The sequence below is a fragment of the Nitrosopumilaceae archaeon genome (assembly GCA_035631875.1).
In the GTDB taxonomy this organism is placed as follows: Archaea; Thermoproteota; Nitrososphaeria; order Nitrososphaerales; family Nitrosopumilaceae; genus TA-20.
On record DASQHX010000013.1, the window covers coordinates 123,343 to 148,769 of the forward strand.

23 protein-coding genes are annotated in these 25,427 nt (G+C 36.6%); 12 read left to right on the forward strand and 11 right to left on the reverse strand.

The window, feature by feature from the left end:
* The first annotated feature begins 14 nt into the window (after positions 1-14).
* The gene (gene metG, locus VEU72_09920; GenBank protein HYL67449.1) at positions 15-1,664 is read left to right on the forward strand and encodes a methionine--tRNA ligase; all 1,650 of its coding nucleotides are present in this window, start codon (positions 15-17) and stop codon (positions 1,662-1,664) included.
* Complete coding sequence (locus VEU72_09925) at positions 1,664-2,893, forward strand: MFS transporter (protein HYL67450.1); 1,230 nt, start codon at positions 1,664-1,666, stop codon at positions 2,891-2,893. The genes metG and VEU72_09925 overlap by 1 nt, the downstream gene beginning before the upstream one ends.
* A 9-nt stretch (positions 2,894-2,902) precedes the next feature.
* Here VEU72_09925 and VEU72_09930 read toward each other — a convergent pair whose 3' ends face one another.
* Positions 2,903-3,775, reverse strand: coding sequence for an NAD(P)-dependent oxidoreductase (locus tag VEU72_09930; protein ID HYL67451.1), 873 nt, complete (start codon positions 3,773-3,775; stop codon positions 2,903-2,905).
* 45 nt (positions 3,776-3,820) lie between these two features.
* Complete coding sequence (locus tag VEU72_09935) at positions 3,821-4,342, reverse strand: tetratricopeptide repeat protein (protein ID HYL67452.1); 522 nt, start codon at positions 4,340-4,342, stop codon at positions 3,821-3,823.
* A gap of 529 nt (positions 4,343-4,871) precedes the next feature.
* Between VEU72_09935 and ilvC the strand changes: the two genes are divergently transcribed.
* Entirely contained in the window at positions 4,872-5,870 is a 999-nt protein-coding gene (gene ilvC, locus VEU72_09940) for a ketol-acid reductoisomerase (GenBank protein HYL67453.1), read from the forward strand.
* Here ilvC and VEU72_09945 read toward each other — a convergent pair whose 3' ends face one another.
* Positions 5,871-6,293 (reverse strand): cobalamin B12-binding domain-containing protein, encoded by a 423-nt coding sequence (locus VEU72_09945; protein ID HYL67454.1) that lies wholly within the window; start codon positions 6,291-6,293, stop codon positions 5,871-5,873.
* Positions 6,294-6,621: 328 nt separating this feature from the next.
* Here VEU72_09945 and VEU72_09950 point away from each other — a divergent pair, with 328 nt between their 5' ends.
* Positions 6,622-7,383 carry a hypothetical protein gene (locus tag VEU72_09950; GenBank protein ID HYL67455.1) on the forward strand — a complete coding sequence of 254 codons (762 nt, stop codon included), beginning with the start codon at positions 6,622-6,624 and terminating at the stop codon, positions 7,381-7,383.
* Between the two features lie 205 nt (positions 7,384-7,588).
* Here the strand turns inward: VEU72_09950 and VEU72_09955 are convergent, their stop codons facing one another.
* Positions 7,589-7,888: a hypothetical protein gene (locus VEU72_09955; protein HYL67456.1), complete on the reverse strand. Its 300-nt coding sequence runs from the start codon at positions 7,886-7,888 to the stop codon at positions 7,589-7,591.
* 55 nt (positions 7,889-7,943) lie between these two features.
* Here VEU72_09955 and VEU72_09960 point away from each other — a divergent pair, with 55 nt between their 5' ends.
* The 4 genes from VEU72_09960 (at position 7,944) to mce (ending at position 11,337) form a co-directional block, all read left to right on the forward strand.
* Complete coding sequence (locus VEU72_09960; protein HYL67457.1) at positions 7,944-8,348, forward strand: hypothetical protein; 405 nt, start codon at positions 7,944-7,946, stop codon at positions 8,346-8,348.
* 77 nt (positions 8,349-8,425) lie between these two features.
* Positions 8,426-9,340, forward strand: a complete 915-nt coding sequence (gene meaB / locus VEU72_09965; protein ID HYL67458.1) for a methylmalonyl Co-A mutase-associated GTPase MeaB — start codon at positions 8,426-8,428, stop codon at positions 9,338-9,340.
* Positions 9,341-9,344: 4 nt separating this feature from the next.
* Entirely contained in the window at positions 9,345-10,940 is a 1,596-nt protein-coding gene (locus tag VEU72_09970) for a methylmalonyl-CoA mutase family protein (protein ID HYL67459.1), read from the forward strand.
* A 1-nt stretch (position 10,941) separates the two neighbouring features.
* Positions 10,942-11,337, forward strand: coding sequence for a methylmalonyl-CoA epimerase (gene mce / locus VEU72_09975; GenBank protein HYL67460.1), 396 nt, complete (start codon positions 10,942-10,944; stop codon positions 11,335-11,337).
* Between the two features lie 33 nt (positions 11,338-11,370).
* On the opposite strand, the gene VEU72_09980 is transcribed toward mce, so the two are convergent.
* Both VEU72_09980 and VEU72_09985 read right to left on the reverse strand, forming a co-directional pair.
* Positions 11,371-11,604, reverse strand: coding sequence for a hypothetical protein (locus VEU72_09980; GenBank protein ID HYL67461.1), 234 nt, complete (start codon positions 11,602-11,604; stop codon positions 11,371-11,373).
* Between the two features lie 188 nt (positions 11,605-11,792).
* Positions 11,793-12,347, reverse strand: a complete 555-nt coding sequence (locus VEU72_09985) for a CBS domain-containing protein (GenBank protein HYL67462.1) — start codon at positions 12,345-12,347, stop codon at positions 11,793-11,795.
* 72 nt (positions 12,348-12,419) lie between these two features.
* Here VEU72_09985 and VEU72_09990 point away from each other — a divergent pair, with 72 nt between their 5' ends.
* Complete coding sequence (locus tag VEU72_09990; protein ID HYL67463.1) at positions 12,420-13,031, forward strand: DM13 domain-containing protein; 612 nt, start codon at positions 12,420-12,422, stop codon at positions 13,029-13,031.
* A gap of 160 nt (positions 13,032-13,191) precedes the next feature.
* Here VEU72_09990 and trxA read toward each other — a convergent pair whose 3' ends face one another.
* Complete coding sequence (gene trxA / locus VEU72_09995; protein ID HYL67464.1) at positions 13,192-13,665, reverse strand: thioredoxin; 474 nt, start codon at positions 13,663-13,665, stop codon at positions 13,192-13,194.
* Here trxA and VEU72_10000 point away from each other — a divergent pair.
* Entirely contained in the window at positions 13,646-14,056 is a 411-nt protein-coding gene (locus VEU72_10000) for a helix-turn-helix domain-containing protein (GenBank protein ID HYL67465.1), read from the forward strand. The genes trxA and VEU72_10000 overlap by 20 nt on opposite strands.
* A 107-nt stretch (positions 14,057-14,163) precedes the next feature.
* Positions 14,164-15,120 (forward strand): transcription initiation factor TFIIIB, encoded by a 957-nt coding sequence (locus tag VEU72_10005; GenBank protein ID HYL67466.1) that lies wholly within the window; start codon positions 14,164-14,166, stop codon positions 15,118-15,120.
* 26 nt (positions 15,121-15,146) lie between these two features.
* Here VEU72_10005 and ppdK read toward each other — a convergent pair whose 3' ends face one another.
* Together ppdK and VEU72_10015 are read right to left on the reverse strand one after the other, a co-directional pair.
* Positions 15,147-17,837 carry a pyruvate, phosphate dikinase gene (gene ppdK, locus VEU72_10010; protein ID HYL67467.1) on the reverse strand — a complete coding sequence of 897 codons (2,691 nt, stop codon included), beginning with the start codon at positions 17,835-17,837 and terminating at the stop codon, positions 15,147-15,149.
* 313 nt (positions 17,838-18,150) lie between these two features.
* Entirely contained in the window at positions 18,151-20,544 is a 2,394-nt protein-coding gene (locus VEU72_10015; GenBank protein HYL67468.1) for a fibronectin type III domain-containing protein, read from the reverse strand.
* On the opposite strand from VEU72_10015, the gene VEU72_10020 reads away from it, so the two are divergent.
* Entirely contained in the window at positions 20,522-20,854 is a 333-nt protein-coding gene (locus VEU72_10020; protein HYL67469.1) for a hypothetical protein, read from the forward strand. The two genes, VEU72_10015 and VEU72_10020, sit on opposite strands and share 23 nt — an antisense overlap.
* Positions 20,855-20,972: 118 nt before the next feature.
* On the opposite strand, the gene VEU72_10025 is transcribed toward VEU72_10020, so the two are convergent.
* Complete coding sequence (locus VEU72_10025; GenBank protein HYL67470.1) at positions 20,973-24,590, reverse strand: fibronectin type III domain-containing protein; 3,618 nt, start codon at positions 24,588-24,590, stop codon at positions 20,973-20,975.
* A gap of 120 nt (positions 24,591-24,710) precedes the next feature.
* Positions 24,711-25,382, reverse strand: a complete 672-nt coding sequence (gene tpiA, locus VEU72_10030) for a triose-phosphate isomerase (GenBank protein ID HYL67471.1) — start codon at positions 25,380-25,382, stop codon at positions 24,711-24,713.
* Positions 25,383-25,427: the final 45 nt, after the last annotated feature.

A 25,427-nucleotide genomic window follows, 5' to 3' on the forward strand; every position in this document is an offset into this window, starting at 1 on the left:
ACTTTACACACCTAATGAACAATAGGGCAATCATTACTAGTGCACTCCCATATGCAAATGGAGAGATTCATCTTGGGCATGTTGCCTCTACGTATCTACCTGCCGATATTACAACACGATTTCTAAAACTCAAGGGAGTTGAAGCTTACTATATCTGTGCATCAGATGATTATGGTACTCCAATTCTAATTCAGTCAGAAAAAGAACAAAAAGATCCTCAGGAATATGTCAAGTTCTGGAACAAGCGTGATTATGAAGATTTCACTTCACTTGGAATAAATTTTGATTTTTTTTACAGGACAAGCTCACCTGAGAATGTAGTGTTTGTTCAGGATGTCTTTAAAAAACTACTTGCAAATGGGCACATCTATGAAAAAGAAATCATCCAGTTTTATTGTAAATTCGATAAAAAATTCCTGCCAGATAGATATGTGATTGGAACATGTCCATATTGTAAAGCGGATGATCAATATTCTGATCTTTGCGAAAAATGTGGTAGAGTTCCAGAAGAGATAGAAAATCCACGTTGTTCAATATGTAAAAACCAGCCAACCAAAGAAAAAACAAAGCATTATTTTTTCAAGCTGACAAATTTTGTAAAAGAACTAAATCAATGGCTAGAAGAAGATTCCTATCTTCAAAAAGACGTCAAAAAATACGTTCAAAATTGGATTAAAGATGGACTTGCAGACTGGGACATTACACGTGACATACACTGGGGGGTACCAATTCCGCTTCCTGAGGCAGAAGGTAAGGTGTTTTATGGCTGGTTTGATAATCATCTTGCATACATTTCTTCTACAATGAAATTTCTTACTGATAAGGGAATAGACGGAAAACAATTTTGGAACTCGGCAGACATTTATCATTTTATTGGTAAAGATATTGTGTATCATCATTACCTGTTTTTGCCTGCAATGAGAATTGGTATAAAAAAAGAATACAAGTTACCAGACTATATCCCCACGAGAGGCCATCTGATGTTACAGGCAAAAAAGATATCAAAGAGCAGAAATTGGTACATCGGTCTTAAAGATTTTCTTAGTCTTTATCCTGCTGATTATTTGAGATTTTATTTGACGTTGATTACGCCGCATAGTCAAGATGATCTTAATTTTGATTGGGAGGAATTTTCTGCAAGAATAAATTCTGAGCTAATTGGGAACCTTGGTAATTTTGTTAACCGTGCATTGGGTTTTACTCAAAAAAGTGTCAATGGCATAGTACCACAAACAGAAGAATTTGATTCTGCTGATACTGATGCACAAAACAAAATCAAAAACCTAGTAAATGATATGACCATATTGATGGAACAAAACAATCTAGATAAGGCACTCAAAAGGATATTGGAGTTTTCTGCCCACTTTAACCAATATTTTCAACAAAAAGAGCCGTGGAAAGGTGCAAGGGGGACAAACAACTGCATTTACCTTTCAGTAAACGCAGTTCGCAGCATTGCAATCGCACTTTTTCCATTCCTTCCAGAATCATCGGAGAAAATATGGATGCAACTTAATCTTACTGGTAAGGTCTTCGAACAAAAATGGAATTCCATCTCAGACTTGGCAGTATCCACTAATCATAAAATTGGAGTCTCATATCCTATTTTCAAAAAAGTGGAGATGTCTGATATTGAAAAATATAAAGCTAAACTTGGTGCATAATGGAATTTCTTGATTGGGTCTCACAAGATGGCAAGTTACTCCTAACTGCAAGAATAGTAAGAGCTTTTTCCTATGGGTTTCTTAGTATAATTCTTGCAATTTACCTGAAATTAATGGGATTTAATGAAATCTTCATTGGAATAGTTTTAACTGCAACACTAGTAAATAGTGTGATCTTTAACCTATTTGCAAGTTTTTACGCTGACAAGATTGGCAGAAAAAAAATTCTAATTATTTATGCAGTTTTGATGGCTATCTCTGGCGTAATCTTTCTTGTAACAAATAATTACGTTGCATTAATTGCATCTGCCCTTATTGGAACAATTAACGTAACTGGAACTGAAGTTGGTGCATTTTTGTCCATAGAGCAAGCAATACTGCCACAAACAGTTAATGATAATAGAAAAAGAAACTCAATTTTTGCCATTTATAATATGGTTGGCACGTTTGCAATGTCTGCAGGAGTTTTGCTTTCAGGATTACCTCAATATATCCAAAAACTGTATGGATTAAATCAAGTAGAATCAATTAGAATACTTTTTCTTTTTTACAGTATATGCGCTATTATTGTAATAGGCATCTACCTTTTCCTATCCAAGAAAATTGAGCTTGATCCAAGTATTGCTAAAACCGCATCAGTTCGCACCATCTCTCCAAAATCCAAGGGCATTGTAGCTAAACTGTCATCGCTTTTTGCAGTGGATTCCTTTGCAGGAGGCTTTGTAATTCAAAGCATAGTGTCATTTTGGTTCTTTACAAAATTTGGTGCAGACTTGACTACACTGTCTTACATCTTCTCTATTGCTGGTGCACTGACAGCCTTTTCATTTCTGTTTGCAACAAAAATTGCATCTAGGATTGGTTTGATAAATACGATGGTCTTTACCCATATTCCATCTAATATTTTGTTGATATTGCTAGCGTTTGCTCCTACATTTCCATTAGCAATTGGATTATACTTGGCAAGAATGAGTTTGTCTCAGATGGACGTTCCAGCTAGACAGTCATACATTGTAGCTGTAGTTAATGAAGATGAAAGAATAGCTGCCGCTGGTATTACTAATACTTCAAGAAACATAGCACAGGCAGTTAGTCCATCTCTTGCAGGTGCAATAATACAATCGTTATCACTTTCTGCACCATTTGTTGTAGGAGGTTTATTAAAAATTGTTTATGACATTGGTGTTTATGTGAGTTTTAGAAAAATAAAACCACCAGAAGAAAACTGATTTTTATTTTTATAACTTGCTTATCCTTTCTATGAATGCAAGAATCCCAGTATAATCTAGTTCGCCCAAACCATTAGAAATTGCATTTTGATAAATCTCATTTGCCAATGTTGTCATTGGAAGAGATATACCAAGTTCTTTTGCAGTCGTGTTTATTGTATCAAGATCCTTTTTCATCATTTTCAATGTAAAGCTAGGTTCAAAGTTACCATTTATCATCTTGGGACCTTTTAATACGCTCATGCCAGTTTTGAAATAAGTTGAGTTTAAAATATCAAGAAATAGTTTAGGATCAAGCCCAGCCCTTTTTGTTAATGTAATTCCTTCCGATAACGCCAAGGCCAGCATTGATATCTGCAAATTCATAGCAAGCTTCATTGCATGCCCTGAGCCATTTTCGCCCAAATAGAATGTCTTGTTTCCAATATGATCAAAAACCTGTTTATATTTTTCATAGATTTCTTTTTTCCCACCTATCATGACTACAAGTTCGCCTTTTTCTGCAAGATTTGGTCCGCCCATGACTGGGGTATCAATCATTGATATTCCGTTTTCTAGAAATTTTTTTGCTATTTTTTTTGAAGAAATTGGGTTTATTGTACTCATGTCAGCAACTGTTAATCCCTCATGCTTTCCATATATTATGCCATTTTTATCAAATGAGACAGATTCTACAGCATCAGAATCTTTTACAATTGTTATGACAAGATCGCAGCTTTGTGCCAGATCCTTAGGTGTATCTGCAACAATTGCTCCAAGGTTTTTTAGAGATTCTGTTTTGTCTCCTGTCCTATTGTAAACTATTACTTTGTGTCCTGTACCAAGTAACCTTTTGGCCACTGCTTTTCCAAGAAAACCAGTTCCAATAATTCCTATTTTCAATAAATTATCATTTCGTATGACACTATTTTTTCTTATTGAATTGATCTAAGATGTTAAAGCTTTGAATCTTTGATCCGAACGTAAACTTTCAAAATCAAGGTCACAGGCTGCTTTAATTCCATATTCTGAATCTATCATGATAGCTTGTTCTAATATGGTTAATGCTTCTTTAGAATTTTTTTGCAGTGCCTTACTGCAAGATTTATGATAAAGTACACTGGCATTTTGAGGATCTTTTTCTAGAATTTTATCATAAAATGTTATTGCTTGATCATATTTTTTTAAGTAATGAAGTGCTAGACCTTTGTTGATTAAGGCTATTTGGTGATTAGAGTTACTTTTTAAAACTTTGTCATAGCATATGATGGAATCATCATATTTTCCAAGTTTGCCTAATGCATTTCCTTTGTACACTAGAGCATTCATGTGTTCTGGTTCAACAGATAACACCTTGTCAAAATAAAATATTGCATCACGTGGATTTCCACGTTTTGCATGTGATACGCCTATGTTATACAAATATTCTAAATTTAGTTCTTCGTCAGATGAAAATGCGATCTTTGTCATGATATTCTAAAAGACTTCTATTTGATAAACTCTATTTCTTAGCAATTTTGTAGGATTTATAATTTGAGAACAATGAATACTCTGTAAGATATGAAAAAAATAAGGTCTTGTCCCATCTGTCCTGCATGTGGTTCAAAAAAATTTGATCGATTAGAGGCCAAAGACACTGTTGTTAAATGCACAAAATGTGGTAAAGAACTAATAATATGATCTATTTTTCTGGATCTAGTATTTGGACACATTTCATTTAAAATGGTTTTATTGGTAGCTGATGTGGCTTACCGTCATCGAACCAACAACAATCACAAATTTGATTAGAATCTTTTCCTACCTGTTTTATACATATGGTTGCAGTTCCTTTGTGATCTTCTCTTGAATGTCCACAAGTTTTACAGTTATTGTCCAACTTCCATATGTTTTACATGGAGGTATTTACATTACAGGAATCAGTTCCTTTTCACTTTTTACTATCTTACATTATTGTATTAGATTTGTACGATTATATTTGCAATAATTCAACCGTCAGGAAATGGCAAAAACTTGGAAAGATGCAGATGTAAGTTTAGATCCCATAAAGAACCAAATCATTGCAATAATTGGCTATGGCATTCAAGGACATGCGCAAGCAAACAACCTAAAAGATTCTGGTCTAAATGTTATAGTTGGATTACAAGAAGGTGGCTCTAGCTGGAAAAAGGCAAAAAATGATGGTCACGAAGTATTGTCTATTCCAAAAGCATGTGAAAAGGCTGACATTGTACACGTATTAATTCCTGACATGATTCAAGCCAAAATCTTTCGAGAACAAATTGAACCTAATCTGAACGTAGGAAATGCACTGTCATTTTCACATGGAGCCGCGATTCATTGGGAGTGGATAAAGGCACCAGGAGATGTTGATATAATTATGGTTGCACCAAAAGGTCCTGGCTCCAAAGTTAGAGAGACCTATCTTGAAGGATTTGGTACGCCGTCTATAGTTGCAGTTTATCAAGATTATACTAAAATGGCTTGGGACAGAACTTTGGCATTAGCAAAAGGAATCGGTAGCACAAGGGCAGGAATAATAGAAACAACATTCCAAGAAGAGGTAGAAACAGATTGGTTTGGTGAACAAGCTGATCTTTGTGGAGGATGCGCATCAATGGTAATGAATGCTTTTGAAATTCTAGTTGAGGCAGGTTATCAGCCAGAAATTGCATACTTTGAAGTTCTGCATGAATTGAAACTTATTGTTGATCTTATCCAAAGATATGGAATCAACGGAATGTGGCGAAGAGTAAGTGAGACTGCAAGATATGGTGGTTTGACAAGAGGGCCTATGGTAATGAATAAGGATGTAAAAGAAAACATGAAAAAAGTTCTCAAAATGATACAAGATGGAACATTCAATCAAGAATGGATAAGTGATTATCAGAAAAATGGCAAAAATTCATTTGACAGATACATGAAGCAAATAGATGCTCACCAAATAGAACAAGTGGGCAAGAAAATGCGTCAGATGATGTGGCCTGATTCAACAGAATAACTAAATTTTTCTTAGCTTTGCAACGCCAGAATTGATATAATCTGTTACAGTAGAAAGTGGTGTACCAGGACCAAAGTTTCCTAAAACTCCAGCTTTTACAAGATCTGGTTTGTCATCTTCTGGTATGACTCCGCCGCCAATTACAAGAACATCCTTGATTCCTTTTTCTTGTAGTGCTTTGACTACTCTTGGAAACAATGTAAGATGTGCACCGTTTAGAAGGCTAAGGGCTACTACATCAACATCCTCATCTTCAACAATTTTGGCAATTCTTTCAGGAGTCGCAAAAAGACCAGAATAAATTACCTCCATTCCTGAATCTCTAAAGGCACGACATAAAACTAGTGCTCCTCTGTCATGACCATCTAGTCCTAATTTGGCAACAAGTATTCTGATTCTTCTAGTAGTTGTCTTTTGTACCACAATTTTGAGGATACATCTGGGTTTTAAAATCTTTATTCAATCCCTTTTTCTTTTCCAGAGTTTGACCCTGATAAAATCTAGAAGATTATCTGCCAATTTCATGGAATTATTTTGAGAAAAATGAGATTTGACGTAAAACCAAAAATACAAGGAATTAGGAACTCAAAATATATTCTAAATTGAACGACAATTTTAATAAAACTCAATTTACTTCCAATAATGGAAGATCATTTTTAAATAAATGAAAATCACACTCCATGATACGGGGTTGAGTTAGATAGAAAAAATTCGTTTATTGCCTTTATTCGCGATACTTGTTATTGCTTCAATGATGGTACCCTCAAATGTTGGCACGATACAACTTACAAATGAGAACCTAAATTCATTCAAACTTGCAAACCTGCCATCAGCCTTTGCCAAGTATGTTATGATGGATCCTGTTCCACGTGCATTTGCTTCAATCTCATACGAGATAAAACCCACAAATGTAAATGGAGATTGTGAACATATAGGCGGAACATGGAACGCTCCAACTTGTACTCTTGGTAGTGCACTGACTCTAAATAGTGGAGACTCGTTGACAATAGATTCAGGTGCAGGATTAACAATCACAACCAGTGGTACGATTCATAACTCTGGCACCATTACCATCTTAGGTGTAATCAGTAACGATGGCACCATTAATAATATTTTTTCAATTGTCAATTTTTATATCTTCAATAACCCTGGTAAGATCATAAATACTGGTTTCATCGAAAATGCCCCATCTGGGGGATTTGACAACTTTGGTCCCATCATTAACAATGGACATGTGCAGAATGATGGTACATTCACAAACCATTCGGGCATAACCATTAGTAATTACGGTTTAATCTTCACCTCATATTTATTTTATAACGACGGCACCATTACGGATTATTGTGGCGGAACTTTTTCCGGTAACTTTTTTGGTAGTCCTGCTGTTAATGGTTGTACTCCTCCGTCAATTCCAGAATTTCCATTTTCATTTAGTTTGGTAATTATTTTTGTTGCAGTAGCAGCAGTGTATATGGGTATAAGACAAAAGATGATACCAAACTTCAAGATTTAGAAACTATTTCCAACAAATCATAACGTACCATATTAGGTAGTTGTCGGGAGTTTTTCTTCGTAATGGGGGCTTTGCCTTTTTACTGATTGTAAATAAAAATAGTCTGTCTCTCAGGTTGTTGGTAAACGCTGAAGTTTAGTAATCGATTTGACGTTCTAATCTTTATTTGACAAAAATACACTCAAATATTTTCAGAAAAGTGATTTTATGATACTGAGGTTTTTCTTTTGGACAGCAACTTTTTGATTTCTCTAGAATGTGATGCTATGGTTTGTTTGATTTCCAACTCTTCGCTTCTATCTGGTACTTTTTTACGCATTTGTAAATATGAGGTAAAAAACATGGCTTCTAGATAGCCAATATGCCAGCCATATTCAAAATCAAATTGGTTATCATATTCCCAATAGGTCTTGGATGCTGGATCTTTTGGATATTTACTTATGGCTTCCAATTCTGATTCTATGGTCTCTTTCATCAATTTTCGAAACTGCTCATCTAATACCAAGTAAGTTTATTTTAGAATATGGCAAAATAAACCTACGCTAAGACACTGAAATTATATGAATAAAAAAATCATTATCATAATTCCAATTGTAATTATTCTAGTATCGCTGTATGTTTTTAATGTAAATAAAATAGATGAGAAACGTTTGGCAAGTACATTTGAATTTTCTGCTATATATTTTGAGGATAGTCATGTTATCAAGATATCATATCTTGACAGATCAAATCAAACTAACACTGCCATTTTAGAAATAGAGGGTCTAAGCCAACCGTTTCAGAAAAAATACGATAATTCGTCATTTGTTGAAGACGTTCCAATTTCTTCCACTCCACAATATGGTTGGAAAACTATCCCTCTAACTTTATTAATAGATAATAAAGAATTTGGGAAGCTAATTTTAAAGACTGAAATTGTTCCATATGGACAACCGTCCCCAAAAGTGATATACAGTAGACCCTGACAAAAAATTGATTTCTGTTTATTTTTAATTTGAAACAAGAAGATTTTATTGTGGTAATACCCGTATTTCAGTTCTACATGGATATTGTATCTGAATTAAAACATGGTAAACGCAGGGCCATCGCCAAGGCCATTTCAATTATTGAAAATGATGACAAGGCTGCAAAAGTACTAATAAAAAAAATCTTCAAAAATTCTGGAAAATCTATTACTATAGGAATAACAGGACCAGCTGGTGCAGGAAAAAGTACTCTAATAGACAAGAGTGTTCTTGAATTAAAAAAACTTGGTTACAAGGCTGCAGTTCTTGCAATAGATCCAACTAGTCACATCACAGGTGGTGCCATACTAGGTGATAGAGTTAGAATGTCTGATTCTACTGATTCTGGAACCTATATCAGAAGCATGGCATCAAGAGGTGCTACAGGAGCCATCTCCTCATCGCTACGAAACAGCATAAGAGTTCTAGAGTATGCTGGATTTGATATAATAATAATTGAAAGTGTTGGTGCAGGCCAAACCGAGATTGATATTTCAAAAATAGCAGACATTACAGTGGTGGTTTTTAATCCAAATACTGGTGATAGTATACAGACAATAAAAGCAGGATTGACTGAAATTGGTGACATTTATCTGATAAACAAAAGTGACTTGGCAGGGGCAAATCAGTTGTTCAACGCAGTTAGGGATTTCATTGGCATGTCAGAAAAAAATCCCACAATATTATTGACTTCAGCAAAATCAAGTAAAGGAATATCAGAATTTGCAAAAAAGCTAGAAGCACTTGTCATATCAAAGAAAAAAACCAAAAAAACACAGGAACAATCACGACTTGAAATAGAGCTTAGGGATATTGTTTTAAATAATGTTAAAAATAAAGTGAGCACCATGCTTGATTCTAGTAAAGAATATACTAAATACCTAAAAAAAGTACAATCAAAGGCACTAGATCCATACGAAGCTGCAGGTAAAATTTCAAAACTATTCAAGTGATTTTATGAAAGACAAGAAATCTGATACACCAAAACAAGTAAAAACAGATTCTAACATTCCAGTAAAACCAGTTTATGATTCCAAAGTAAAACCAAGAAGCAAGAATGAGCAGCCAGGAAAATTTCCATACACGCGAGCTATTCACAAAGGAATGTATCGAGATAGATTATGGACCATGAGACAATATACTGGATTTGGAACTGCTGATCAGACAAATCAAAGATTCAAGTATTTACTAGAACGTGGTCAAACTGGATTAAGTATGGCATTTGATCTTCCTACCCAGATTGGCTATGATGCAGACGATCCTCACGCAGAGGGTGAAGTTGGAAAAGTTGGTGTCTCTATAACCTCGCTTAAAGACATGATGACTTGTTTTGGAGGGATACCTCTAGACAAAGTAAGTACATCTATGACAATTAACGCAACAGCGTCAACTTTGCTTTCACTATACATCGCTACAGGGGAATCCCAAGGTGTTGCAAGCTCTGCCTTACGTGGGACAACCCAAAATGATATTCTCAAAGAATACATTGCAAGAAATACCTACATCTATCCCCCACGCCAATCTATGAGACTAATTGGTGATATGATAGAATATTGCTCAAAAAAAGTTCAACAATGGTATCCTATTTCAATTTCTGGATACCACATGAGGGAAGCTGGATGTAATGCAGTACAAGAAGTTGCATTTACAATTGCAAATGCTATACAATACATAGAAACATGTGTTCAAAGAGGATTAAAAATAGACGATTTTGCACCAAGGCTTTCGTTCTTTTTCTGCTGTACAAACGAGTTTCTTGAAGAAGTCGCTAAATTCAGAGTCGCAAGAAGAATTTATGCAAAAATACTAAAAGAAAGATTCCATGCACGTGATCCAAAATCAATGCATCTAAGATTTCACGTACAAACTAGTGGAGAGTCACTAACAGCACAACAACCAGATAATAATATTGTCCGTGTTGCAATACAATCAATGGCTGCAGTACTTGGTGGCGCACAATCTTTGCACACAAATTCAAAAGATGAGGCTCTTGCACTTCCTACAGAGGCAGCTGTCAAAATAGCATTACGAACTCAACAAATTGTTGCACATGAGAGCGGAATTACAAAGACAGTTGATCCACTAGCAGGATCTTACTATGTTGAATCTCTTACTGACCAAATTGAGGATGAAGTAAACAAGTATTTGAAAAAAATTGATAGAATGGGAGGGTCTCTTGTAGGAATAGAGCGAGGATTTTTCCAATCAGAAATTAGACAAAATGCATATCGCTTAAAACAAGAAATTGACAAAGGCGAAAGAATTATTGTTGGCGTTAATAAATTTGCAGACGCAGTAGAAGCAAAACAAGATCTGCTAAGAATTGATAACAGCATTGAAGTAAAACAAACCAAGACTCTTAAGGAATTGAGAAGCATTAGAGATAACAAAAAAGTTGCAAACCTTCTTTCCAAAATGAAAAGTGTTTCTGAATCAGAGGATAATTTAATGCCACATATAATAAATGCTGTAAAAAGTTATGCGACACTAGGAGAAATAAGCAATACATTTAGAGAAGTTTTTGGAATCTATCAACCAAAGGAAACCTTCTAAGATGAAAATAGACCATGTTGCAATTGCAGTAAATAATGTAGATGAAGCTGCAAAAGAATACCAACAAGCATTAGGAATAAAAGAAGTTGAATTTGAAACTGTAGAGACAGAAGGTGTCAGAGTTGCAATTTTACATCTAAAAGATTCTAGAATTGAACTGATGGAACCAACACGAGAAGACAGTCCTATTAAGAAATTTCTCACAAGTAGGGGTGAGGGTCTACATCATATCGCATTTGAAACAGATGGCATTGAAGGTGAAGTAACCCGGATGAAAGGATGTGGAGTGAGATTTCTTGGAGAAATAAGGCCTGGTTCAAGAGGTACTAAGGTTACTTTCATACATCCAAAATCACTGCATGGAGTTTTAGCAGAACTTTGTTCTCACTCAAAGTGAGTATAGATAATTTGCTTTATAGAATAACTGGATTTATTTTTTAATTAATCCATCAATTGCTTTCTTTAATTCAGCTATTTGTGCAAGCATTCTAAACATCTCATCTGCTTCTATTATGATGGAATATAGATTGAAAACTTGTTCATCGCTCATATTTGTTTTATCTGGTACGCTGTTGATAGGAGATAATTTTTCTTCAATTAGTGACCACATTTGATTAACAATGATTTTGTCTTTTTGCAATTTATTTGAATTATTTGAGCTCAAGTTACTTACACCACGATCAACAATATGTTCAATTTCTTTATAGACACAGATACTTTTACTCCAATTTTATACACCTTTTAAATTATAAAAGCCCCGTCTGCCAAAGTTGGAAATCAAAAACCTACTTGGAAAAACATGTTGTAAACTATGTAGAATTTAGTTTATGAATTTTATTTTGCTAAAATTAATTATTCCATTAATTTTAGAGTGTCAGATGCAGTGATTATGCCAATTATCTTGCTTTGCTTTGATACCAAGATGCATTTTGAAAATCTGATAAGAGTAACTAGGGTTTTCACAGGAATCGCATAATCAACTATTGGAGGTCTTGGTTCCATGACTTCAGAAAGCCTGATCTTCTTGCGCTGACTTTCATCACTATCTAACAAATGTTTAACAAGACCATCCTCTGTTATCAGACCTACTACCTCTGTTCCATCAAAGACTGGTATTTGACTAATTGAAAAATCCTGCATCTTCTTTATTGCATCATGCAGTGTGTCTGTAGTCCTTAGCTTTGCAATTTCTTTGCTACAAATATCTCCTGCTTTCATTGAAGATTGGCTTTCAAGTGACCATAATACTTCGAATATTTTTCTTGCAGTAGAATAGCTTGGCTGACACCTTCCAGATTCTATTTGATTAATCATTGAGGTGCTCACTCCTGTGAGAGAGGCTAGTTTTTGTTGGGTAAGACCAATCTTTAGTCTGGCTGGTTTTATGGAATCAAGTCTAGGTAGCATTATAATAATTATCTAAGATTGGATATTTCAGCATTCTTCAATCCTTAATAGTTTCATTTGCTGAATTTATTCGTGTTAAGGGGAATTGGAATTGTAGCAATTCTTGTCATAGCTGCAATTGGTGTATACTATTTTGGACCTCAGATAATTTCACAAAAAATGAGTGATCCTCTACAACAGGCATTAAATCAAATGCAGACTGGTTTAACATATGATAAATTTGTAAACATGACTAATTCGCAAAGAGATGCACTTGTACAGAAAATGCCACAGCAAACAATTTCTCTCATAATGGATGACGCAAAAAAATTCCCAACTACAGTTTCTGAAAGCATGCAAAACATGATTTCAAAGATTTCATCAACCTCACAAAGTATAGTATTTTCAAAACAGGGCGAGTTTGTAGGAATAGATCATGATGCAAAAGGCAAAGCTGAAATAATTTCTGTTGGAAATATTGCATTTCTTAGGTTTGAAAATTTTCAGGTAACAAATGGACCTGATCTACATGTTTACATGACAATTAATGGTGATGCTACTACTGGAATTGATTTGGGCAAACTAAAAGGTAGTATTGGTGATCAAAACTATGACCTGCATGGAATTGACACTAAAACATACGATACGGTGGTAATCTACAGCCAACCATTTCATGTTTACTTTGCAAAAGCCAAATTGTCATAACTAAATTTAATTATAAAAGGACACATTAAGAATCTGTGAGCTTTGGACTATGTCCGCTCTGCAAATTACATAGGAATCTTGTATTGACAGATTCAAATCAAGATGGTAGACAGATCTGGATTTGCGAAGATTGTTTTAGAATAAAAAATAGATAAAATGTCTAAACTTTCTTTAAGGCATTTTCTATCATGTTTTTAAGAGACGCTTTTACGTTTGAGCTTACTCCTACTTGCTGTGAAACAAGACTTCCATTGCTAAATACAGCTAAGGTAGGTATGCTAAAGACATTATACTTTGAGGCAAGCTCATTGTTTTGGTCTACGTTTACCTTGACAAAACTTACCTTACCTGAATATTCCCTTGCAATATCTTCAACTATTGGAGCTACTGCTCTGCATGGTCCACACCATGGTGCCCAGAAATCAACAAAGACAGGAATCTTGGATTTTATTATCTCGTCTTCCCATTGACTTGATGAGATCTCTTTTGTATTATCTTTGTTTTGTGTTTGGTTTTCTATCTTTTTATCACCTCTATTTTCTATACTAACTATACAAAGGTAAGTATATAAATTGGAAAGTGATAATAATGAAATCAAGTGAGGATATGGTAAGTTGAAAGAAGAAGAATGCAAGGTATTGCTAGATAGTATGAAAGCCTGCCCAATTGATAATACTTTTAAAATAATTGGAAAAAAATTTACTGTACATATTTTACGTAATATGACACAGCTTGATCAGAGCAGATTTAACGAATTCCTGGATTCAATTGAAGGAATAAACCCAAAAACACTTTCTGCAAGATTGCGTGAAATGGAAAAAAATGGAATAATAGAAAGAAGTGTTTTTCCTGGAACACCAGTAAAAATTGAGTATACCATAACAAAAAAAGGAAAAGCACTAAAACCAATACTTGAACAGATGGCAGCCTTTTCTATGCAGTACTGCTCAAAGGAAGTGTTCAAAGATGGCAAGCCACGAACATACAAGCAGGTCTTTGAAAAACCGCCAGAGATTCTAAAATAGATTGTTCGTGTATCATATACCAACACAGAAACTTACTACATGTTAACTTGGTTTCGGTAATCTCACTTGACTGTTTAAATAGTTACAAGTGTATAGTTACTATACAAATGATAGTGAAAAATAAACCCAACAAGCAAGTGCTAGTACACGAGGAGTCAACCAAGTTTCCACAAATTTGTACTCATAATAATGGGATCCACGGACCATTAATCACTGACAGTGTTCGTGGTGAGATTTTCTGTGGCAGCTGTGGATTTGTCCTAGCAGACAAAGTTGAAGATTCAGGCCCTGAACAGCATTCGTTTAGTTTGGAACAATACCATGAGAGAAGCAGAACTGGTGTAGGATCAGCTCTATCCATAGATGACAAGGGTTTGTCTACGGTAATTGGTTCTCAAGATAAAGATGCTGCAGGTAATTCAATATCATCATCCATGAAATATACTTTCAATAGACTGCGGACATGGGACAGTAGAAGCAAAACTGATTCAACTGAGCGAAGTCTACGATCAGCATTTGTGATTCTTAATACACTAAAATCAAAACTTGACCTCTCTGATACAATTGTAGAAAGGGCTGCTTATCTGTACAGAAAAGCACTGACAAAAAAAATCACACAAGGCAGAACCATTGCAGGAATAATGTTGGCATCACTTTATGCTGCATGCAGAGAGACAAATGCACCAAGGACACTACAAGATATTGCAAGTGCTGGAAACATTACAGTCAAAGATCTTTCTAGACATTACAGAACATTATTTAACGCACTAGGGCTACAACTGGAATCTTATGATTCAACTGACTTTGTAACTAGAATATCAAGTACTGTGGGTCTAAACGAAAAAACAAAAAGAGGTGCGCTGGATATATTATTCAAAGCAAAAGAAAAAGGAATCACAGATGGAAAAAACCCAATGTCACTTGCAGCCTCTGCGCTGTATCTTTCCTCTATAATTAATGAGGAGAGTGCTACTCAGAAAAAAATTGCAGATGCGTCTGGGATTAGTAGTGTGACAATAAGAAATGTGGGAAAATTAATTAGAAAAAGCATAGGCATGGCATAAATAAAAAACAAATCCATACTGGTATCTTATCGCTTCTTTTTTGATCTACTAGTTTTTGATTTATTTTTTTCTAATTTTTCTAAAAGTACAGCTTGTGCTGCCGCAAGAATTGCAATAGGAATTCTGTGTGATGAGGCACTAACATAGCTAAGTCTGGCATTGTGGCAGAATTTAATTGAGTTTGGGTCTCCTCCATGCTCGCCACAGATCCCAATCTCAAGATTTGGCTTGATGCTTCTTCCCTTTGCTATGGCAATTTGCATCAAGCTTCCTACACCATTTACATCAAGGGATTGGAAGGGATTTTCAACAAGAATCTCTTTTTCTAGGTATTCTGGAAGGAATTTGCCTTCTGCATCTTCTCTGCTAAAGCTAAAAACTGCCTGCGACAAGTCATTTGTACCAAAACTAAAAAATTCTGCAGTTTTGGCCATCTCATCTGCAGTAAGACATCCTCTTACAACTTCAAGCATTGTTCCAAAGTTTATCTTTAATTTTATTTTATATCTTGATTCCACATCAGATTTTATATAATCATATATTTTCTTAATTTGTTCCAGCTCTGTAACAATCCCAACCTGCGGTACCATTATTTGTGCACGTGCATCTACTTTATCTTTTACAAGCTCAGCAACTGCCTCGCAAACTGCTTTAATTTGCATCTCATAAATCTCAGGAAATGTAATACCTAGTCTGACGCCGCGATGACCCATCATGGGGTTGATTTCGGCAAGTTCTCTTGCACGATTAAAGATTTTTTTGGTAATCTCAATTTCACCAGAATTGTTTTGCCTTTCAAGCAAATGCATCTTGTTGATTAACTCTTCAATGTTTGGAAGAAACTCGTGTAATGGTGGATCTAATAATCGTATGGTGACATGATGTCCTTTCATTTCCTTTAGAATTTCTTTAAAATCGCTTTTTTGTAGAACCATTAATTTTTCTAACACTACTTTTCTTTCCTCAACTGTTTGTGTCATTATCATATCAACAAAAAGGCCAAGTCTATCCTGAGCATTGAACATCCTTTCCGTTCTACACAGACCTATTCCCTTTGCACCATACTCTCTTGCAAGTCTTGCTCCCTCGGGCGTATCTGCATTTGCTCTTATTCCTAACCTCTTTATCTTTTCTGACCAGCCTAGTATGGTTCTAAAATCCTCTGTAATTTTGGGCTCTATTGTTGGCACCTCACCCATGAAAACATGGCCATCACTACCATCTATTGTAATTACATCGCCTTCAAGTACTGTTTTACCTTCTACCTGGAATTTTTTTGACATATAATCTATCTTCATATCAGAACACCCAACAATGCATGGCTTGCCCATTCCACGTGCTACAACTGCAGCATGAGATGTCTTTCCACCCCTACTAGTGAGAATTCCAACTGATGCAAAAAATGCAGGAACATCCTCCGGCTTTGTCTCTTCTCTTACAAGTATTACCTTGACTCCGCTCTCTCCCATTGTTACAGCTTTTTTTACATCAAACACCACTATTCCAGTGGCTGCACCTGGTGATGCTGCAATTCCTTTTACTATAGATGGATAACTTTTTGCTGCTACAGAATCAATAGTTTTGTGTAATAACTGGTCTAGTTGTTCTGGTTGTAGTCTAAGTATTGCTCTATCTTTTGAAATTAATTTCTCTTTTACCATGTCAACAGATGTTTTAATCATTCCAATTGCATTCATTTTTGCAGAACGTGTTTGTAACATGTAGAACTTGCCTTGTTCCATTGTAAACTCTAGATCCTGTGGTTCCTTGTAGTGTCTCTCAAGTTTCTCACATGTTTTTATGAGCTGTGCAAAAGTTTTTGGTAATTCTTTTGCTAAATTATCTATTGGTTGTCCGGTTCGTATTCCTGCTACGACATCTTCTCCTTGTGCATTAACAAGATATTCTCCAAATATTTTTTTTGTCCCATCTCCAGGATTTCGTGTAAACACAACTCCTGTGGCACTATCATTTCCCATGTTTCCAAAGACCATGGTAACAACATTTACTGCAGTCCCATTTGCGACATCCTTTGTAATTTTGTATTTTTCTCGATATACTACTGCTCGTTCTCCCATCCAGCTTCTAAAAACAGCCTCAATTGCTAATTCTAACTGCTTGTATGGATCCTCTGGAAATGGTTTTCTGGTATGATTTTCGCATATTGCCTTGTATTCCGTAACTATATTTTTGAGAGAATCCTCGTTAAGGTCGCTGTCTAATAGTACTCCTTGGGTGTGTTTTGCTTTCTCTAGAACTAGATTGAATTTTTCATCATTAATTCCAAAAACTACCTTTCCAAACAACTGGAGAAACCTACGATAAGAATCCCATGCAAATCGTGGATTGTTACTTTTTTTTGCAAGACCAATCACCGTTTTATCGTTCAATCCCAGGTTTAGAATTGTATCCATCATTCCTGGCATGGAAATGGCAGCACCTGATCTTACTGACACCAAAAGTGGATTTTCAATCAAACCAAATTTTTTATTGGTTTTCTTTTCTATTTTTGCAATATTTTTCTTGACATCACTCATTAGAGTGCGTGGCAATTTTTTGCCATTGGAATAATACCAATTGCAAACCTCTGTGGTAATTGTAAAACCTGGTGGCACTGGTAGGCCAAGCTTTGTCATCTCTGCTAAACCTGCCCCTTTTCCACCAAACAATTTTTTATTATTACCATCACCTTCGTTGAAAAAATAAACTGATTTCATATTATATACCTCGTAATTTAATTATCTGGTGTAATATATGATGCTGTGATTCAATAAAGCCTGGCCTTTTTTGAAAGCATGATAAAGTTAAAAGTGACACAAAAGATGTATTCATACCATCTACGAAATTTTTCTATCCTTTTATAAAATTAAGGATGATATAGTCTTCTTTTCATGCCTAATGAAAAACTATAGGCAATACTAAGACTAAACATATACAAAAACACTTGGTTCAAATTCAATCCCAAATATTTTTGCAGGTTGGGTTGGAAAATCTTGAATAGTAAAACACCAACTGTAATCTTGTATAGGATTATGAAGTACTATAGTAAGCAGTCAAGATAACATTCTGTGTAGGTGTAATGGTGTAATAGCTGTTTGTTGTGCCGTCTTGCCAGTGATTGAACACGTTAGTACCATAGTTTCGTACATGGACAACATATGTGGTTCCAGATGTAACTGTGAATGATGCTGGTGTAAAAGTATCAGATATGATAGTACCGTTAGTATATCGAATTACAACTGACATGCCAGTGATTGGGTTTCCGGATAAGTCTACTGATTTTACAGATATGGTTACCTGTGTTGTTGGAGCAATTGGTGTTGCACTTGCTTCATTTGATGGTACAGATTCGCCAACAGAGTTCACAGCTGTTACCTTGTAGAAATATGTTATACCGTTTGTTAGCCCAGTATCGGTATAGGAAAGTGTAGAACCACTTACGGTGCCAATGGGTGTTGTACCCTCACCACCCGATGTTGTGCCACGGTAAATGTTGTATCCTGTTATTGCAGAGTCACCATTACTTGATGGCACAGTCCATGCTAGAGAGACTTGGGAGTTACCAGCAGTGGCTGTCAGTCCGGTTGGTGCACTAGATGCTGTGGCACTGGAAGATGTGGTTATAGAATATACATCACCGCCATAAAATTTAGCAGAATCTGATGCAATCAGGGTATTGCTTGAATCATAGACCTTGATGGTGGCAGCCAAGGGGAAATGATACTGTCCAATATTTAGTGTGGCGGCTCCGCTTAAAACTTGACTTGTGGCAAGTACATTTCCAGTTGAATTTACAACATCAACTCTTGCAGCATTACTTGGCAAATGAGTCATGTTGATATTTTCATCTAATGTTACATAATAGTCCTGAAACGTTCCAATAAACATTTGACTTGCAGATGATGTCTCTGGCTCAAGATATGCATTAAACGGTGCAGCCATCTTCAAGTTCATATTGTGATTTTCGTATACGTTGACTCCATCAAGGTACACTTTGAGATAGTTGCTGCCGTTTGTTATTATAGTACAGGCGCGTGTTAGTGGCTGGTTGGGACTATTATCCAGGTATAGCACACTAAATTTTGTGACCTGAGTGGTATTGCCTGTTGCATTGACCACATCCCAAACAGTTGCTTGAGTATTTGTAAGAGCAGCACATGTAACATAGTTTATGCTTCCATTATAGGTCTGTATGTACATACCATTATCGTAAAACTGACTTGGTGTAGTCCTAACAGGATCTGTTATGACTGCATGCCATAGTTGTGCGTTATGAGTTGGACTCTCAGCATAAAATCCAGCCCATTGTGTGTCAGCAGGTGCCTGTATCCCAATGTGAAGACCTTGATTGTCTCTAGAAAAGCTATATGGTGCATTTTCAGCAGGAGCATCTCCAAAATAAAACCAATATCCGTGATTGGCTTGAAGCTGTTGCTGTGTTTCTGTCTCATTTGTTAACGAATCACTTGCAACAAGACCAGACTGTACTTGGTTAATTGTACTATTTGTGGTTGCAGATGCGGTGTTTGATGGAGAACTTGAACCAGCTGAATTTATTGCAGATACTCTGTAAGTGTAGGTTGTACTAGCCGCAAGTCCTGAATCAGAATATGTGGTTGCAGTAGAACCAGTGCTGGAAACAATGGTTGACCATGTAATTCCACCATCAGTTGATCTTTCTATCTTGTATCCAGTTATTGTAGCGCCTCCATCATTTGATGGAGCAGTCCAAGAGAGGGATACTTGTGCATTGCCTCCTGTTGCTTGTAGATTCTGCGGAGCAGATGTAACGGTTGGGCCTGGACCGTTAGTGGAATAGTAAGCAGTCAAGGTAACACTTTGTGTTGGTGTGATGGTATAGTAGCTGTTTGTGGTACCATCACTCCAGTGATTAAACACAGTAGTCATGTAATCTCGTACATGGACTACATATGTGGTTCCAGATGTAACTGTAAAGGAGGCAGGTGTAAAGCCCTCTGCTATTGTGTTACCATTGGCATCACGAATTACAGTTGACATGCCAGTGATTGGGTTTCCAGACATGTCAACAGAGTTTACGGATATGGTTATCTGCGTGGTAGTACCACCACTAGTTGTAGCAGATGCAGTATTAGAATGAGAACTTGTACCTATTGCATTTATTGCAGATACTCTGTACACGTATGTTGTACTAGCTGCAAGTCCAGTATCAGAATATATTGTTGATGTGTTGGCCGTATTTGATTGAATTGTAGACCAGGTGGTGCCGCCATTAACTGATCTCTCAATCTTGTAACCTGTTATTGCAGAGCCGCCGTTGTTTGATGGAGCAGTCCATGATAAGTTGATCTGTGATGAAGAGACATCTGTTGCTTTCAGTCCTGTTGGTGCACTGGGGGCAGTGTGTTGATGTGATGGTCTCTTGGGATCTAAGAAGAAAGTCATAGTTACCCCATTTACAGAAGTAATTATGGTACCATTGTCAAAGATTTTGGTGCCTGCTACAGTAGTTGATATGCCTGTAGATGTGGTACTGTTAGGAAGTGGTACTCCTGGATTTCCACTAGAGATGGTTCCGTTTGTTTGGGTAGTATTGCTAGAAATTGTCGTACTTGTAGTACCAACTGTAGCAGAACCATTCAATAATGTACCATTTGTCAAACTAGTCAAGTTAGCTGTTAACGCATTTACAGAAACTAAACTTGTTGCTGAAGTCAGAATGATTAAAAAAATAGCAAGCATCCCAAATAATTGATAAGATTTTTTTATCGATATCATGGAATTGTATTTAGAATAGAATCATTACATATCTGACTATACGCATAATTTTCTTGAACATTAATACAGACGAAAATTCTTGCCTGTGCCATCTTTTATGGCGTACTATAATACGCAGTCAAAACAACATTCTGTGTAGGTGTGATGGTGTAATAGCTGTTTGTACTTCCATCTTGCCAGTGATTAAATACAGTAGTCATGTAATCTCGCACATGTACTACATATGTGGTCCCAGATGTAACTGTAAATGATACAGGTGTAAAGCCCTCTGATATTGTGGTACCATTTGTATAACGAATCACAGTTGACATGCCAGTGATTGGATTTCCAGACAAGTTGACTGATTTGACAGTTATGGTTACCTGAGTTGTGGTTGGAGGTGCAGAGCTAGTTGTTGCAGATGAAGTATTTGATGGAGAGCTTGTGCCAACTGAATTTATTGCAGACACTCTGTATGTGTATGTAGTGCTTGCTGTCAGTCCAGTATCAGAATATGTTGTTGATGTGTTTGCTGTATTTGATTGAATTGTAGACCATGTTGTTCCAGTATTATTTGATCTCTCAATCTTGTAGCCAGTTATTGCAGATCCACCGTTATTACTTGGAGCTGTCCAGCTTAGATTGATCTGAGATGATGATACAGCTGTAGCTGCAAGACTAGTCGGTGGTTGTGGTGCAGTTGTACTGCAGCTGTACACTGCAGTCAGAACTTGGGGCGGGTTTGTAGCAGTGAAGAGACGGAACTTGAATGTGTTCGCAGTGTTATCTGACCAGTGATTAAATGAACAGGTAGCATTGTTGTAAACATCCACTCCAAAAGTTTGTCCAGCTGGTAATCCAGAGAAGGTCACAGTTGTGTTTCCACTACCCAAACGACTTGAACCTGTTTCACAGCTATTGCTACCATCAGCATTTGTTGACGTTCCTTGAGAGCAGAGTAATGTGTAAATTCCGTAGATTGGGTTGTTGTTCTGGGCTATGGACTGGACTGTCACTCCAGCTCCTCCTGATGGTGTGGCACTTGCTTCATTTGATGGTGAGGATTCACCGACAGAGTTTACTGCTGTTACCTTGTAGAAATATGTCTGACCGTTAGTTACTGTACCATCTGTATAAGAGAGAACATTTCCAGTTGTTGCAAGAAATGTTTCTGTTCCAGAACTAGTTGACCTGTATATTTTATAATTTGTAATTGCTGAACCGCCATTAGATGATGGGATATTCCATGATAGAGTAACTTGTGAATTGCCACTTGTTGCCTGCAGATTCTGTGGTGCAGATGGAGCAGTTGTGGTTGTGGTACCTGTAGAATAGTATGCTGTTAAAGTGGTGTTTTGTGTAGGTGTGATGGTATAGTAGCTGTTTGTGGTACCATCATTCCAGTGATTGAACACGTTAGTGCCATAATTTCGTACATGCACTACATACGTGGTTCCAGATTTAACCGTAAAGAATGCAGGTGTAAAAGTATCAGATATGGTAGTGCCGTTAGTATATCGAATTACTGTTGACATGCCAGTGATTGGGTTTCCAGACAGGTCAACTGATTTGACTATAAGAGAAAGTTGTGTACTAGCTGTTGTTGCAGATGAAGTATTTGATGGAGAACTTGTGCCAACTGAATTGATTGCAGAGACGCGATAGGTGTAGGTTGTATTTGGAGCAAGTCCAGTGTCATTGTATGTTGTAGCTGTAGAACCAGTATTGGATACAATAGTTGACCATGTAGTACCAGTATTATTTGATCTCTCTATCATATAACCAGTAATTGCAGAGCCGCCGTTGTTTGATGGAGCAGTCCATGATATGGTAATCTGGCTTGACGAGATTGCTTTTGCTGTTAGGCCAGTTGGTGCAGCGGGAGCAGTGCATAAATTCTGAACTGGGTTACCAGTTAGTGTACCCGAGTTGTTAAATTTAGATCCACAATAATCGCTAATGGTGCCGTTGTTGTTAATGTAAGCGCCACTGTTGTTGTTAATGTAAGCGTCACTGTAGTTGTTAATGATTCCATCATTGTTAATGCTACCACCACTGTTGTTGTTAATGGTACTGATGCCACAAATATTGCAATAGTTGCTGTTTTGGTTGTTAATGGTGCCACCACTATTGTTGTTGATGGTGCCGCTGTTGTTGATGGTGCCGTAAACGTAGTTGGTAATGGTTCCATCATTGTTAATGCTACCACCACTGTTGTTGTTAATGGTACTTTCGGCGTCTAGAATGGTAGCGCCGCCTTTATTGTTAATGGTACCGCCGTTGTTGTTAATGGTACCGCCACCAGGGCCGGGGTTTTGATTGCGAATGGAAGCATAGTTGTTAATGATACCGGTGTTGTTAATGGTAGCGTCACCGTCAATGGTACCACCACTGTTGTTGTTAATGGTACCACTGTTGGTGATGAACCCACCCTTCGTCCAAATGGAGCCACCGTTGTTAATGATACCGCCATTATTGTCAATGGTGCCTCCAGAGTTGTTAATTTCACTGCCTCTGTTGTTGATAATAGTGCCGTCATTAGTAAGAGTACTGCCCACAGTGTAAATGGTACCTGTGTTGTTGAGAACTATGCCAGGATTAATTATTATAATATTTCCCCAACCTTGAGTACCAAAACCAGATGTAGTACAAGTTGAAGTAACGGAATTCCAAGTTCCGGAAAATGGAGCTGCGTTACAAGAGGCCTGATCTGCCAAGACGTAGGATGTGCTAGAGGAACTGCCGTCTATTACAGAGACAGTGCCACTGTTCCCGTTAGCGACATAAATCTTGTTGGTATTTGTGTTTACGCCGATACCTTCAGGAAAAGATCCTACCGGTATTGTTTTTAGAACAGTGTTACTTGTTCCATTTATTATAGAGACGTTATTGTTACCAAGATTAGCTACATAGATCTTGTTTGTACTAGGATTGGCTGCCATATCTTCCGGGTTTTGTCCTACTGGGATTGAACCTACAACAGTGTCAGATCTTCCATCAATTACAGATACGTCACTATCATAATAGTTAGCAACATAGATCTTGTTTGTGTTTGGAATTATAGCAATGCCATCAGGGAAATATCCTACTGCAATGGTATTTGCAACACTGTTGCTTGAACCGTTAATGACAAAGACGGTATGGGTAGCACATTCACTTGGACCCGGGTTACATACTTGAAGACCAGCAGACACGTAAATCTTGTTTGTAGATGGATTTACTGCTAAATACATAGGAAGATAATTTCCTAGTGATATCGTATTTGTAACCTTATTAGTTGACCCGTCTATCACAAATACACTATTGCTGCCCCTGTTAGTGACGTAAATCTTGTTTGTGTTTGTATTTACTGCTACACCCCAAGGTTGACCTCCTAATGGTATTGTACTTACAACACTATTGGTTGCTCCATCAATTACTACTAGACCACTACTGTCTGTTAGGTAGATCTGGTTTGTGATAGGATTTACTGCTAACCTAAAGGGATTACTTGCTCCTATTGTATTCACAACTTTATCAGTTGAACCATTAATTACAGAGACTGTGCCGCTGCCATAGTTAGCAACATAGATCTTGTTTGTATTGGAATTAACGTCAACACCATAAGGATTACTGCCCACTTGTATCGTATCCACATAAGTATCTGCAAATGCATTGTGTACAATCATTCCGATTGAGACTAAAGCAAAAACAAGTATTAGCCAACGACTAGTTCCACTATTCAGTACATACAATGAATAAATTATAAACACAATACATATCTGAATATGCTGAGAATATTCTATAAGATCAATACAGATGATTATTCCCAGTTGTGTAATCTCTACAGATTACGACCTACTCTGGTTTGATTATCAACCTTTCTTGTTTTTTGAAATGGCTAATGCAAACTCTTCTATTATATAATTCCAGTTTTTTGCCTTGATAATACCACTTGCTACTAGAATTCCCTTTGCTCCAAGTTGCATGGCTTTTGTAACGTCTTTGCCTGACACTATTCCTGCACCACACAATAATTTTGTAGAATTTTTTGCCTGTTTTACTGCCATGACTGATTTTGTAATTACATCAGGTTTTTCTTTTGAAACAGCCTTACCCGTCCCTATTAATTCTGGTGGCTCTATGGCAATATAATCTGGATTTAGTTTGGCGTATTTTTTTGCCTCATTTACATCCTTGACACAAACTATTGAAATCATGTCTAGTTTTTTGAGCCTTGATACTAATTCTGTGATCTCTTTTTCAGAAATACGGTGTTCACTATGATTGATTAGCGAACCACTCACATTTGATTTTTTGATAATCTCTGGAACTATGAATCCTGTTGTACTTCCTGTACTTGCATCATCCACATGCTGAGCTAAAACAGGAATGGAAATCTTTGCAATTTCAGATAAAAGGTGTTGTGGTGGTACAACTGCAATTTTTATTTTGTATTTTTTTGAAATTTTTTCTGCTATTTTAGCTAGTTTAGAGGCATTTGCACCTGATACTTCTTCATAGTTTTTGAAATTTATGATAAACAAACTATTGATGTCTGTGTTTGCCTGAATATATAGATTGAAATCAAA